General features: G+C 70.6%; 12 protein-coding genes and 1 riboswitch. Of the genes, 9 read left to right on the top strand and 3 right to left on the bottom strand.

The window, feature by feature from the left end; translation table 11 throughout:
* Window positions 1-74: 74 nt before the first annotated feature.
* Window positions 75-392, bottom strand: a complete 318-nt coding sequence (locus tag ACGF2Y_RS13455; protein ID WP_392946020.1) for a hypothetical protein — start codon at window positions 390-392, stop codon at window positions 75-77.
* Window positions 393-815: 423 nt separating this feature from the next.
* On the opposite strand from ACGF2Y_RS13455, the gene ACGF2Y_RS13450 reads away from it, so the two are divergent.
* Both ACGF2Y_RS13450 and ACGF2Y_RS13445 read left to right on the top strand, forming a co-directional pair.
* Window positions 816-3,218, top strand: a complete 2,403-nt coding sequence (locus ACGF2Y_RS13450) for an immune inhibitor A domain-containing protein (protein WP_392946018.1) — start codon at window positions 816-818, stop codon at window positions 3,216-3,218.
* 124 nt (window positions 3,219-3,342) lie between these two features.
* On the top strand, window positions 3,343-3,762 hold the full coding sequence (locus ACGF2Y_RS13445; RefSeq protein WP_392946016.1) for a hypothetical protein: 420 nt from the start codon (window positions 3,343-3,345) through the stop codon (window positions 3,760-3,762).
* 35 nt (window positions 3,763-3,797) lie between these two features.
* Here the strand turns inward: ACGF2Y_RS13445 and ACGF2Y_RS13440 are convergent, their stop codons facing one another.
* Complete coding sequence (locus ACGF2Y_RS13440) at window positions 3,798-4,385, bottom strand: isochorismatase family protein (RefSeq protein WP_392946014.1); 588 nt, start codon at window positions 4,383-4,385, stop codon at window positions 3,798-3,800.
* Between the two features lie 235 nt (window positions 4,386-4,620).
* Window positions 4,621-5,949, bottom strand: coding sequence for a nicotinate phosphoribosyltransferase (locus tag ACGF2Y_RS13435; RefSeq protein ID WP_392946012.1), 1,329 nt, complete (start codon window positions 5,947-5,949; stop codon window positions 4,621-4,623).
* Window positions 5,950-6,028: 79 nt separating this feature from the next.
* On the opposite strand from ACGF2Y_RS13435, the gene clpS reads away from it, so the two are divergent.
* From clpS to ACGF2Y_RS13400, 7 genes are all read left to right on the top strand, one after another.
* Window positions 6,029-6,346: an ATP-dependent Clp protease adapter ClpS gene (clpS, locus tag ACGF2Y_RS13430; RefSeq protein WP_311119745.1), complete on the top strand. Its 318-nt coding sequence runs from the start codon at window positions 6,029-6,031 to the stop codon at window positions 6,344-6,346.
* Between the two features lie 56 nt (window positions 6,347-6,402).
* Window positions 6,403-7,014, top strand: a complete 612-nt coding sequence (locus tag ACGF2Y_RS13425) for a DUF2017 domain-containing protein (protein WP_392946009.1) — start codon at window positions 6,403-6,405, stop codon at window positions 7,012-7,014.
* Between the two features lie 341 nt (window positions 7,015-7,355).
* Window positions 7,356-8,810 carry an amino acid permease gene (locus ACGF2Y_RS13420; protein ID WP_392946007.1) on the top strand — a complete coding sequence of 485 codons (1,455 nt, stop codon included), beginning with the start codon at window positions 7,356-7,358 and terminating at the stop codon, window positions 8,808-8,810.
* 134 nt (window positions 8,811-8,944) lie between these two features.
* Window positions 8,945-9,367, top strand: a complete 423-nt coding sequence (locus tag ACGF2Y_RS13415) for a Mov34/MPN/PAD-1 family protein (protein WP_392946005.1) — start codon at window positions 8,945-8,947, stop codon at window positions 9,365-9,367.
* Window positions 9,368-9,437: 70 nt separating this feature from the next.
* A riboswitch (cobalamin riboswitch) is annotated at window positions 9,438-9,557 on the top strand.
* A 58-nt stretch (window positions 9,558-9,615) separates the two neighbouring features.
* Window positions 9,616-10,611 carry an ABC transporter substrate-binding protein gene (locus tag ACGF2Y_RS13410; RefSeq protein ID WP_392946003.1) on the top strand — a complete coding sequence of 332 codons (996 nt, stop codon included), beginning with the start codon at window positions 9,616-9,618 and terminating at the stop codon, window positions 10,609-10,611.
* The gene (locus ACGF2Y_RS13405) at window positions 10,608-11,648 is read left to right on the top strand and encodes a FecCD family ABC transporter permease (RefSeq protein WP_392946001.1); all 1,041 of its coding nucleotides are present in this window, start codon (window positions 10,608-10,610) and stop codon (window positions 11,646-11,648) included. Before ACGF2Y_RS13410 ends, ACGF2Y_RS13405 begins: the two co-directional genes overlap by 4 nt.
* Window positions 11,649-11,856: 208 nt before the next feature.
* Entirely contained in the window at window positions 11,857-12,657 is an 801-nt protein-coding gene (locus ACGF2Y_RS13400) for an ABC transporter ATP-binding protein (RefSeq protein ID WP_392945999.1), read from the top strand.
* Window positions 12,658-12,668: the final 11 nt, after the last annotated feature.

Below are 12,668 nucleotides of genomic sequence, written 5' to 3'. Positions count from 1 at the left end.
GGACCCGCCGGCAAGAGCGGGATGGCCCTCGGCGGACCTGCCGGCGGACGGCCGTCCTCGAAGGCGACGCCCGCTCAGCGGCGCAGCGAGTGCTCGTCCTCCCGCACGGACGAACGGCCCGCCGGGACCCGCTCCCGGGCCTCGACGCCCTCCAGCGCGTGGTGCGTTCGGGCGGCGGCGTGGGCGGTCGCCGGCTGCCCGGCCCCCTCCGCCGCACGGTGGCGGGGGAGCGGCAGGCGTACGGCCACCAGGAGGCCGAGGGCCAGCGCGACCGCGCCGACGGCGGCCACGCCGATGCCGGACTCCGTGCGGAACAGCAGCAGCAGGGCCAGGGTCGTGACGACGACGGTGGCCGAACCGTAGGCGAACTGTGCGGCAGTCGGACGCGGCATGGCGGTATCCGTCCTCGGGACGTCGGATGGGCGGGGCGGTCGGCACGGGTGACGGCCCGAACGACCCTACGACGGTGGATGCCCGACGAGGACCTGCGGTAAGCGTGGACTCACCCTCGGTTCCGGTGCACAGGGGGCGCACGGAGTCACGTCTCTCACCAGCCGGACAGCGGGGCGCGCCCGTTGAGGCGGGTCGACTGCCTGGTCAGGATCACCGACGTTCTTCTGCCGTTCCCATGCCCTCCTCATACCGTCCGCATACCGGAAGAACGCTCCGCATAGTGCACTTGGTCTGTTCAAGTCAAGGTCTGTCTTTTCTCCCATAACTTCGATCGAATGTCGTCACTTGTGACGCGTTTACGCGCGCGGCCCGCTTCATACCCCCCTGGCCGTTGCGCGGACGCCCGGGGAGGACTGCATCAAGTGACCAATCAGAGACGGGCGCTTCGGACCGCCGCTGTTGTCGTGGCCATGGCTGCGACCGCTGCGACGGCGTCGACCTTCGCCACCGCTCAGGCGCATGACAACACATCAGGTTCCGGTGTCTCCACCGTCGACCGCCATGACCCGGCGCCGGCCAAGGGGCATGTGGAGCACAACCTGGAGGGCCCCTTCAGCGAACGGCAGGCCGCCCAGCGCGAGGCCGCGCTGGAGGAGGTGCTGTCCGGGGACAAGAAGGTGTCGAACCGGGGCGGCTCCAAGGTCGTCAAGCTCGACAACAAGAAGTACGTGGAGCTCGGCCGGGAGAAGACCGACAAGATCTTCACCATCCTGCTGGAGTTCGGCGACAAGGTCGACGACACCACGATGTTCGACCCGGACGGCGACGGCCCCAAGCCGCCGGTGAAGAAGTACGGCGGCGCCCCCGGCCCGGCGCACAACGAGATCGCCGAGCCGGACCCGGAGAAGGACAACAGCACCGCCTGGAAGGCCGATTACAACCAGGAGCACTTCCAGAAGCTCTACTTCGGCGAGGGCAAGGGCGTCCACTCGCTCAAGACCTACTACGAGAAGACCTCCTCGGGCCGCTACTCGGTCGAGGGCGAGGTCTCCGACTGGGTGAAGGTCCCCTACAACGAGGCCCGTTACGGCTCCAACTACTGCGGCCAGTCCAACTGCGCCAACGTGTGGGACGCGGTGCGCGACGGCGTGAACGCCTGGGTCGCCGACCAGCAGGCCAAGGGTCGCACCGACGCCGAGATCAAGGCGAACCTGGCCGAGTACGACCAGTGGGACCGCTACGACTTCGACGGCGACGGCAACTTCAACGAGCCCGACGGCTACATCGACCACTTCCAGCTGGTCCACGCCGGCGAGGACGAGTCGGCCGGCGGCGGCGCCGAGGGCACCAACGCCATCTGGGCGCACCGCTGGTACGCGTACGGCACCGACGCCGGTGCGACCGGCCCCTCGGACAACAAGGCCGGTGGCGCCCAGATCGGCGACACGGGCATCTGGGTCGGCGACTACACCGTCCAGCCCGAGAACGGCGGGCTGGGCGTCTTCGCCCACGAGTACGCCCACGACCTCGGTCTGCCGGACCTGTACGACACCTCCGGCGGCGGCGAGAACTCGGTCGGCTTCTGGTCCCTGATGTCGGCGGGCTCCTGGCTCGGCACCGGCGAGGGCGAGATCGGCAACCTGCCGGGCGACATGACCTCGTGGGACAAGCTCCAGCTGGGCTGGCTCGACTACGACACGGCCAAGGCCGGCAAGACCTCGCTGCACAAGCTGGGCGTCTCGGAGTACAACACCAAGAACCCGCAGGCGCTCGTCGTCGAGCTGCCGGAGAAGGCCGTCACCACCACCGTCGTCAAGCCCGCCGAGGGTGCGAAGCAGTGGTGGAGCGACATGGGCGACGACCTGTCGAACACCCTGACCCGCTCGGTGGACCTGACCGGCAAGTCCGAGGCCACGCTGGACCTTTCGGGTTGGTACGACATCGAGGCCGACTACGACTACCTCTACACCGAGGTGTCCGACAACGGCGGCAGCAGCTGGACCGCGCTCGACGGCACCGCCGACGGCAAGGCCCTTCCGCGCGACGCCAGTGACAAGCCCGCCCTGACCGACGTCTCGGGCGACCACAAGGAGCTCTCCTTCTCCCTGGACGCCTACGCGGGCAAGAAGATCGACCTCCGCTTCCGCTACCAGACGGACGGCGGCGTGAGCGGCAAGGGCTTCACGGCCGACGAGATCACCATCACGGCCGATGGCGCCACGCTCTTCTCGGACAACGCCGAGGGCGACGCCAACGGCTGGACCGCCAAGGGCTTCTCGCGCGTCGGCGAGTCCTTCACCCAGGACTACCCGCAGTACTACATCGCGGAGAACCGCCAGTACGTCTCGTACGACGAGACCCTGAAGGTCGGCCCGTACAACTTCGGCTTCGCCGGCACGCGCCCCAGCTGGGTCGAGCACTACGCGTACCAGACGGGTCTGCTGATCTGGCTCTGGGACACCTCCCAGAAGGACAACAACACCTCCGCCCACCCGGGCCAGGGTCTGATCCTGCCGATCGACGCGCACGCCAAGCCGCTCAAGTGGAAGGACGGCTCGCTCCTGCGCAACAAGATCCAGCCGTTCGACGCGCCGTTCAGCTGGTACCCGAACAAGGGCTTCACGCTCCACAACGCGGACGTCCCGCTGCGGATCAGGCCCGCGCTGGGCAAGCCGGTCTTCGACGACCGCAAGGGCACCTACTGGTACAAGGAGAACCCCACGGGCAGTGTCAAGGTTTCTGACACGAACACCCGCATCTCCATCCTGCACGAGCCGCGCAACGGTCGGACGATGACCCTGCTGGTCAGCCCCTCGGGTCGCTGATCAAGTAAAACCGCAGGTCAAACCATGATCGGCCGTCGCCCCCTAGCGGGCGGCGGCCGATCGTGTTTAGGTGCGTCTTGTTCACATCCTTATTGACACGACGTCTCACGGGGGAGCGCGGAGCATGGCAGGCGGAGGTTTCTGCAGGTTGCCGAACGGCACGGTGGTGGTCGCCCTGACCCTGACCGGACCGGCCGGCGGAACAGGTTCTCGCAGCGGCTCGGCGGGAACGGGGCCCGGGGCCCCGGTGCGGGTGCTGGTGCACGCGGCGAACCGGGCGCGCGCCCTGACCAGGCTGCGCAACCTGGGGCTGCGGGCGGTCTATCTGCGCGGCAACGACCGGCCGCCCACGCCGGACGAGATCACGGCGGTGCTGCACCATCCGGACGGGCTGCTGTGGCGGGCCGCCCCGCAGGCGGAAGCGGCCGGTCCGTCCGGCGGCCTCGCACCCCAGTCGCCCCAGTTGTGCCAGGAGCTGTGGCACCCGATCCGGGCCCTGCTGGGTCCCGCCGGGTACGCCGGACCGGCCCGCCCCGCCGCGTAGGCGCGAGGGGCGTGGCGTGATCCGCGCACAGGGTCCTACGCGACGACCGGTGTGCCGGAGAGCTTCACGCCCGCCGTACGCAGCTCCGCCAGCGCCCGTTCCGTGGTCGCCCCGGATACGCCGGCGGTCAGGTCGAGCAGCACCTGCGTGACGAAGCCCTCACGGGCCGCGTCCAGCGCGGTGGCCCGCACGCAGTGGTCGGTGGCGATGCCGACCACGTCGACCTCGGTGACCTCACGGTCGCGCAGCCACTGGGCGAGGCCGGTCCCGTTCTCGTCGGTGCCCTCGAACCCGCTGTACGCGGCCGAGTACGCCCCCTTGTCGAACACGCTGTCGATCGCGCCGGAGGCGACGGCGGGCGCGAAGTTCGGGTGGAAGCCGACGCCCTCCGTGCCGGCGACGCAGTGCACCGGCCAGGAGTGCTCGAAGTCCGGGTCGGGCGAGAAGTGGTCGCCCGGGTCGACGTGGTGGTCGCGGGTGGCCACCACATGGCGATAGCCGGGCCGGGCGTCGCCGATCAGGTCGGTGATGGCGGCGGCGACATCGGCGCCGCCCGCCACCGCGAGGCTGCCGCCCTCGCAGAAGTCGTTCTGAACGTCCACGACGATCAATGCGCGGTGCATGGCGGGTGTCCTTCGGTGGGGGTGTGGGGGCGGGGGTGGAAGCGGATGGAGCCTGAGCGGGGCGGGAGCGGGGCGGGGCGGCGGCGGGACGGGGCGCCGGGGTGTCCGGATGGGTCCGCGGGTTCGAGCCTAGGCACTGGACCGCCACAATCAAGCCCGTCCGCGAAACCCCCGGTCGTGGACCCGGCCGGTCCGGCCCGCCGGGGCGGTCCCGGCGGGCCGCCCCGGGCCGTTCTCAGGCGTACTCGGTCGGGATCACCGGCTCGCCGCGCGACAGCTGGATCGCCGACATCGGCAGCCCCGCGCGCGCGGCCACATGCCGCTCCCGGGCCGCCTCCAGCGGCTCACGGGCGACCACCTCGCCGCCCCGCACCAGCTCCACCAGCAGCGGCCGGCCGGCCGACTCCGCGGGCGCCGGTCCGGTGCCGATCACCTCGGCCTCGGCGATGCCGTGCTCGTCGGTCCGGCGGGCGGCCCACTTGCGACCGCCCTTCGACGACTTCGCGCCGAGCGACTTCTTGGCCACCGGTACCAGCGGAGCGTCCGGCTCCGCCGAGCCGGCGCGGGCGACCAGCTTGTAGACCATCGAGCAGGTGGGGTGCCCGCTCCCGGTGACGAGCTGGGTGCCGACCCCGTACGCGTCCACCGGCGCGGCGGCCAGCGAGGCGATGGCGTACTCGTCCAGGTCCGAGGTCACCACGATCTTGGTGCCGGTCGCCCCCAGCTCGTCCAGCTGCTGCCGCACCCGGTGCGCGACCAGCAGCAGGTCCCCGGAGTCGATCCGTACGGCGCCGAGCTCGGGGCCCGCGATCTCGACCGCCGCCCGGACCGCCTCGGTCACGTCGTACGTGTCGACCAGCAGCGTCGTGCCCCGGCCCAGCGAGTCCACCTGCGCCCGGAACGCGTCGCGCTCGGTGTCGTGCAGCAGGGTGAAGGCGTGCGCGCTCGTGCCGACGGTCGGGATCGCCCAGCGGAAGCCCGCCGCCAGGTCGGAGGTGGCGTCGAAGCCGCCGACGTACGCGGCGCGGGACGAGGCGACCGCGGAGAGCTCGTGGGTGCGGCGCGCGCCCATCTCGATCAGCCGGCGGCCCCCGGCGGCGGCCGACATCCGCGAGGCGGCGGCGGCGATGGCCGAGTCGTGGTTGAGGATCGAGAGGATCACCGTCTCCAGCAGCACGCACTGGGCGAAGGACCCCTCCACCCGCAGGATCGGGGAGCCGGGGAAGTAGACCTCGCCCTCCGGGTACCCCCAGATGTCGCCGCTGAAGCGGTAGCCGGCCAGCCATTCGAGGGTGGGCTCGTCGACGATGTTCCGCTGCCGCAGGAAGCCGATCATCTCGTCGTCGAAGTGGAAGTTCTCCACGGCGTCCAGCACCCGCCCGGTGCCCGCGACGACTCCGTAACGCCGCCCCTCGGGCAGCCGGCGGGTGAACGCCTCGAAGACCGAGTGCCGGTCGGCGGTGCCGGCCTTGAGGGCCGCCTGCACCATGGTCAGCTCGTACTGGTCGGTGAAGAGCGCGGTCGACGGAACGCCGACCCGTCGCCCGAGGTCCGCTGAGTTCATGGCTGGGATGCTACCCCCTATTCGTCAGAGTGACGAGATGTGGGGTCCGTTTGTGCGCCGGACCCGCCCTGGTGGCAGCATGGGACAGGTGAGCGTTGCTACCCCCGTAGAGATCGAACGTCCCGATTCGGCCGAGGAGACCTTCGCGGTCCCCGAGCCGGACGTCCCGTGGGTGACGCTTGTCCACAATGACCCGGTCAATCTCATGAGCTATGTGACCTATGTCTTCCAGGCCTACTTCGGTTACCCGAAGGACAAGGCCCACAGGCTCATGCTGGACGTGCACCAGAAGGGCCGCGCCGTCGTCTCCAGCGGCAGCCGCGAGGAGATGGAACGCGACGTCCAGGCCATGCACGGTTACGGGCTGTGGGCCACCCTCACCCAGGACCGCAACTAGCGCCCTGCGCGCACCGCCGTACCCCCCGCCCCGTTCGACCCACCATCGGAGAATCCATGGCCGGCCATTTCGAGGCCACCCCAGGCGGCGGCGCGGCCGTCGCGCTCGACGAGGTCGAGATCTCCATCCTGCGCTCCCTCGTCGTCCAGCTGCTCGAACTGATCGGCCCCGGCGAGACGCCCGCCGACGGCGAGGACCCGCTCGCCGCCCTCTTCGCCGAAGGCCCCAGCAAGCCGCCCTCCGACCCGGCGCTCGCCCGGCTCTTCCCCGACGCCTACGGCGGCCCCGACCGGCCCGCCGAGGGCGGAAAGCCGCAGGAGGAGCTGCGCGAGCTGTCCTCCGAGTTCCGCCGCTTCACCGAGAACGACCTGCGCTCCGGCAAGCGCGAGGACGCCCTCACCGTCGTCCGCACCCTGGACGCGCTCGTGCCCGCCGGGGACGGCGGCGCCGTCCTCACCCTCACCGGCGACGAGTGCCGCAGCTGGCTCCGCTCCCTCAACGACCTGCGCCTGACCATCGGCACCCGGCTGGAGGTGTCCGAGGAGGACGAGGGCGAGGAGGGCTCGCTCTACCGGCTCCCCGACTCCGATCCGCGCAAGCCCATGGTGATGGCCTACCTCTGGCTCGGCGCGCTCCAGGAAACGCTCGTCGAGACGCTGATGCCGTAAACGTCAAGGGCGCGGATCATCCCCCGCCGTGCCGGGGCGGGGGACGACCGTTCGCTCAACGGACGCTCAGATCCGCATAACGATCCCCCCAAGTGATTCAGCCCTTTTCTGCCGAATCAAACCTCTTGCCCGCTTTCGCTGTGGTATGCGCCACAGAATGTCCCACGGTGTCCCCTGGCGGTCGTGATAAATCTTCACGACCGCCCGGGGACGTCACCCCTGTCCCCGGGGGCGCCACAGACCGGCCGAACGCCGGTGGCACTCCATCCATATCCGGGGGGATCAGGACCTGATCCGCAGCCTTGTACGGCGCGGATCGGCGTGGAGAAAGGCGCACCACCATGACATCGGCGCAGGTCGACGAAGGACAGGTCGACAAGGGCCGGCCCGGCGGCGACGCCGGGGCCGACGGGGCTGCCGGGGCCGACGGCGGGGGATACCAGCGCGGTCTGGGAGCCCGTCAGATTCAGATGATCGCCATCGGCGGAGCCATCGGCACCGGGCTCTTCCTCGGCGCGGGCAAAGCCATCGACCGGGCCGGACCCAGCATCGTCCTGGCCTACGTCATCGCGGGCCTGGTCATCTTCTTCATCATGCGGGCACTGGGCGAACTCCTGATGTACCGCCCGGTCTCCGGCTCCTTCTCGGAGTACGCCCGGGAATTCCTCGGACCGTTCTTCGGATTCGTCACCGGCTGGACCTACTGGCTCTTCTGGGTCGTCACCGGCATCACCGAAGTCACCGCCGCCGCCACCTATATGACGTACTGGTGGAACATTCCGCAGTGGCTGTCCGCCCTGGTGTTCACCCTCATCCTGTACGGCGCCAACCTGATCTCCGTGAAGCTCTTCGGCGAGCTGGAGTTCTGGTTCTCCATGGTCAAGGTCACCGCGATCATCGGCATGATCCTGATCTGCGCGGGCGTCCTCACCGTCGGGTTCTCCGACGCCGGCGACACCGCGAGCGTCTCCAACCTCTGGAACGACGGCGGCTTCTTCCCCAACGGCATCACCGGCACGCTCATGACGCTCCAGATCGTCATGTTCGCCTTCCTCGCCGTGGAACTCGTCGGCGTCACCGCCGGAGAGTCCAAGGACCCCGAGACCGTGCTGCCCAAGGCCATCAACACCGTGCCGTGGCGCATCGCCGTGTTCTACGTCGGCGCGCTGATCATGATCCTCTCCGTCGTGCCGTGGTCCACCTTCAAGCCCGGCGTCTCCCCGTTCGTGAAGGCCTTCGAGGAGATGGGTTTCGGCGTCGGCGCCGCCGTCGTCAACTTCGTCGTCCTCACCGCGGCGCTCTCCTCCTGCAACTCCGGCATGTACTCCACCGGCCGTATGCTCCGGGACCTCGCCCTCAACGGCCAGGGCCCCCGCGCCTTCACCAAGCTGACGAAGAACGGCCTGCCGCTCCTCGGCACCACCTTCTCCGCCGCCCTGATGCTCGTCGGCGTGTGGATCAACTACCAGTGGCCGGGCGAGGCGTTCACCTACGTCGTCTCCTTCGCGACCATCTCCGGCATGTGGGCCTGGATCATGATCCTGCTCAGCCAGATCCGCTACCGCCGCCTCGCCGACGCGGGCCTGCTCCCGCAGTCCTCGTTCAAGGCCCCCGGAGCCCCGTACACCAGCTGGTTCGCGCTCCTGTTCATCGGCATGGTCATCGTGATGATGGCGATCGACGAGGACGCCAGGATCTCGCTCTACTGCGCACCCCTGTGGGCGCTCCTCCTCTTCGTCTCCTACCGGGTGATCCAGGCGCGCACCCCGCGGAAGACCACCTCCGGCACCCACTGACCCCGAGGGCGGGCCCCACGACCGCCCTCCTCCCCGGACCGCCCCCGGCCGCCCCAACGGCCGACGGCGTCCAGCATGCGGGCCCCCGCGTACCACCCACCGGTACGCGGGGGCCCCTTGCATATCCTGGCGCCATGCTGACCATCACCCAGACGCTCTACGACCAGATCGTCGCCCACTCCCGCGCCGACCACCCCGACGAGGCGTGCGGAGTGGTCGCGGGCCCGGCCGGGACGGACCGCCCCGAGCGCTTCATCCCCATGCTCAACGCCGCCCGCTCGCCCACGTTCTACGAGTTCGACTCCGCCGACCTCCTCAAGCTCTACCGCGAGATGGACGACCGCGACGAGGAGCCCGTGGTCGTCTACCACTCGCACACGGCGACCGAGGCCTACCCCTCCCGCACCGACCTCACGTACGCCAACGAACCCGGCGCCCACTACGTCCTCGTCTCCACCGCCGACACCGACGGCGCGGGCCCTTTCCAGTTCCGCTCGTACCGCATCGTGGACGGCGAGATCACCGAGGAAGACGTGCGGGTCGTCGAGGCGTACTGAACCCCGGGCGGACCGCCGGGCCGCCGCACGGGTCTGGCACACTGCCCCCAGACCCGATCAAGGCAGCAGGAACCAGGAAGCCGGTGCGAATCCGGCACGGTCCCGCCACTGTGACCGGGCCCCCTCCCACGCGGACGACTCCTCAAACGGACGACATCGCACCGGAGGGCGGCCCGGAAGCCAGGAACTGGCCCGCCGCCTTTCCGCATCGACCAGGGGACGCGGAAATCCCCCGGAGAGGCCTCGCCATGTCCCGGCGCACCCCCGCGCTCATAGCCGCCGCCGTGCTGCTCCCGCTCGCCCTCACCGCCTGCTCCTCCCCGGACGGCGACGCCGCCACCGGGGACAAGGCCGCGGCGAAGAGCGACGGATTCCCGTACACCGTCAAGAACTGCGGTGTCACCACGACGTATCAGGCCCCGCCGAAGCGCGTGGTCACCATGAACCAGCACGTCACCGAGATCATGCTGGAACTGGGCCTGGCGAAGTCCCTCGTCGGCACCGCCTACCTCGACGACCAGGTCCTGCCGAAGTACGCGAAGGACTACGCCTCCGTCCCGGTCATCGCCAAGGAGTACCCCTCCTACGAGCAGGTCCTCGCCACCAACCCCGACTTCGTCTACGGCGGCTACAGCAGCGCCTTCACCGCCGGCGACGGCCGCAGCCGCGAAGCGTTCAAGAAGTCCGGCATCGAGACCCGGCTCAACGCCGAGAGCTGCACCGAGGGCGACCAGCCCATGGACACCCTCTACGAGGAGGTCCGCGAGGTCGGCCGCACCTTCGGCGTCGCCGACCGCGCCGAGGCCTGGATCAAGCAGGCCAAGGCCGACAACGCCGCCACCGCGAAGAAGCTCGCCGGCCTGAAGCCCGTCTCCGTCTTCGTCTACGACAGCGGCGACAAGACCGCCTTCACCGCGGGCGGCGAGGGCATCGGCAACGAACTGATCGAGCGGGCCGGTGGCACCAACGTCTTCGCCGACCTCGACAAGCCCTTCGGTGACGCCTCCTGGGAGAACGTCGTCGCCCGGGGGCCCGAAGCCATCGTGATCTACGACTACGGCGCCACCACCGTCGAACAGAAGAAGAAGCGCCTCCTGACCGACCCGGCCCTCGCCGACGTCCCCGCCATCAAGAACAAGCGCTTCGCGGTCATGCCGCTCTCCGACGCGGTCCTCGGCGTCCGCGTCCCCGCCGCCGTCGAGAAGCTCGCGGCCCAGCTCCACCCGGCGGCCACCACCCCGTGAGCTGCCGTACCCCCGCACCGCGGCGGCTGCTCCGCTACACCCTGGTGCTCGGCGTCCTCGCCGCGCTCCTCGCCGCCGCCGTGATCGCCGCCCTCGCCCTCGGCTCCGTCCGCATCCCGCCCGGCCAGGTCCTCGACATCCTGACCGGGCGGGCGGAGGCGAGCCCCTTCCGCACGATCGTCCTGGACGTCCGGCTGCCCCGCGTGCTGCTCGGCATCGTCGTCGGCGCCGGACTCGCCGTCATCGGCACCGTCCTCCAGGCCCTCGTACGCAACCAGCTCGCCGACCCGTTCCTCCTCGGCGTCTCCTCCGGGGCCTCCACCGGCGCGGTCCTCGTGATCGTCCTCGGCATCGGCGCCACCCTCGCCACCACCGTCACCATCCCCGCCGCCGCCTTCGCCGGCGCGCTGCTCTCGCTGCTGCTCGTCTACACCCTGGCGCGCGGCGGAGGCGGCCTCACCACCAACCGGCTCGTCCTCGCCGGGGTCGCCGTCTCCTACATCCTCTCCGCCCTGACCAGCCTGATCCTGGTCACCTCCGCCCGCGCCGACCACCTCCAGGAAGTCCTCTACTGGACCCTCGGCGGCCTCGGCGCGGCCCGCTGGGACATGCTCGCGCTCCCCGCGGTCACCCTGGTCATCGGCACCGCCGTACTCCTCACCCTGGCCCGCCCGCTCGACCTGCTTCTGGTGGGGGAGGAGGGCGCCACCGTCCTCGGCCTGGACACCGCCCGCTTCCGGGCCGCCGTCTTCGTCCTCGCCTCCCTCATGACCGGGGTGCTCGTCGCGTACAGCGGGGCGATCGGCTTCGTCGGGCTGATGGTCCCGCACATGGCCCGGATGGCCGTCGGCGCCGCACACCGCGCGCTGCTCCCGGTCGTCGCCCTCGGCGGAGCGGTGTTCCTCGTCCTCGCCGACCTGGCCGCCCGGACGCTCGCGGCCCCGCAGGACATCCCGGTCGGCGTGCTCACCGCGCTGACCGGCGGCCCGTTCTTCCTCTGGATGCTCCGCCGCAGGTCCGAAGGAGCCCCCGCATGAGGCCCATTCTTGTCACGAGCCCCCGCACCCGGCCCCTTCTTGTCACGAGCCCCCGCACCAGGTCCTTTCTTGTCGCAGGCCTCCGCACGAGGTCCTTCCTTGTCACGGGCCTCCGCATGAAGGTGCCACGCGTCGAGGGAGCCCGCCCGACACCTCCGTACGTCCGAGGAGCCCGCCCGACGCCTCCGCACGCCCGAGGAGCCCGCCCGTGACCACCCTGCGCACCGAGGGCCTCTCGTACGGCATCGGCGACGAGGGCCGCCATCTCGTCGACGCCGTCGACCTCACCGCCGCCGACGGCGAGACCGTCGGCCTCGTCGGCCCCAACGGCAGCGGCAAGACCACCCTCCTGCGCTGCGTCTACGGCACCCTGCGCCCCACCCACGGCCGCGTCCTCCTCGACGGCGACGACCTCGCCGCCCTCCCCGTGAAGGCCCGCGCCCAGCGCATCGCTACCGTCCCGCAGGACGGCCACGCCGGTTTCGAGCTCACCGTCGGCCAGGTCGTCGCGATGGGCCGGGCCCCGCACAAGCGGTTCTGGGAGGCCGACACCGCCGCCGACACCGCCCTGGTCACCGGCGCCCTCGCCCGGGTCGGCATCGCCGCACTCGAACCCCGTACGTTCGCCTCCCTCTCCGGCGGCGAACGCCAGCGCGCCCTGGTCGCCCGCGCCCTGGTCCAGCAGCCCTCACTCGTCGTCCTGGACGAGCCGACCAACCACCTGGACATCCGCTACCAGCTGGAGATCCTCTCCCTGGTCCGCGACCTCGGCACCACCAACCTCCTCGCCCTGCACGACCTCAACCTCGCCGCGTACTACTGCGACCGCATCTACGTCCTCAAGGACGGCCGCGTCGTCGCCTCCGGCACCCCGGAAGAGGTCCTCACGGCCGAGCTGCTGGGCGAGGTGTACGGCGTCGCCGCCGAGGTCAGCACCCACCCGAAGACCGGCGCACCCACCGTCGTCTACCTCCCGGAAGGACTCGCCCGCCCCACCATGTCCACATAGCGGTCGCTTAC

The organism is Streptomyces sp. NPDC048142, from assembly GCF_043202835.1.
Classification (GTDB): Bacteria; Actinomycetota; Actinomycetes; order Streptomycetales; family Streptomycetaceae; genus Streptomyces.
The sequence above is the reverse complement of the archived record's forward strand: the minus strand, read 5'-3'. Positions and strand labels throughout refer to the sequence as shown.

Excerpts from the sequence above, each read along its gene's own strand:
- ACGF2Y_RS13455 (WP_392946020.1), bottom strand. The coding sequence starts at position 392 with ATGCCGCGTCCGACTGCCGCACAGTTCGCCTACGGTTCGGCCACCGTC.
- ACGF2Y_RS13445 (WP_392946016.1), top strand. The coding sequence starts at position 3,343 with ATGGCAGGCGGAGGTTTCTGCAGGTTGCCGAACGGCACGGTGGTGGTC.
- ACGF2Y_RS13440 (WP_392946014.1), bottom strand. The coding sequence starts at position 4,385 with ATGCACCGCGCATTGATCGTCGTGGACGTTCAGAACGACTTCTGCGAG.
- ACGF2Y_RS13435 (WP_392946012.1), bottom strand. The coding sequence starts at position 5,949 with ATGAACTCAGCGGACCTCGGGCGACGGGTCGGCGTTCCGTCGACCGCG.
- clpS (WP_311119745.1), top strand. The coding sequence starts at position 6,029 with ATGGGACAGGTGAGCGTTGCTACCCCCGTAGAGATCGAACGTCCCGAT.
- ACGF2Y_RS13425 (WP_392946009.1), top strand. The coding sequence starts at position 6,403 with ATGGCCGGCCATTTCGAGGCCACCCCAGGCGGCGGCGCGGCCGTCGCG.
- ACGF2Y_RS13420 (WP_392946007.1), top strand. The coding sequence starts at position 7,356 with ATGACATCGGCGCAGGTCGACGAAGGACAGGTCGACAAGGGCCGGCCC.
- ACGF2Y_RS13415 (WP_392946005.1), top strand. The coding sequence starts at position 8,945 with ATGCTGACCATCACCCAGACGCTCTACGACCAGATCGTCGCCCACTCC.
- ACGF2Y_RS13410 (WP_392946003.1), top strand. The coding sequence starts at position 9,616 with ATGTCCCGGCGCACCCCCGCGCTCATAGCCGCCGCCGTGCTGCTCCCG.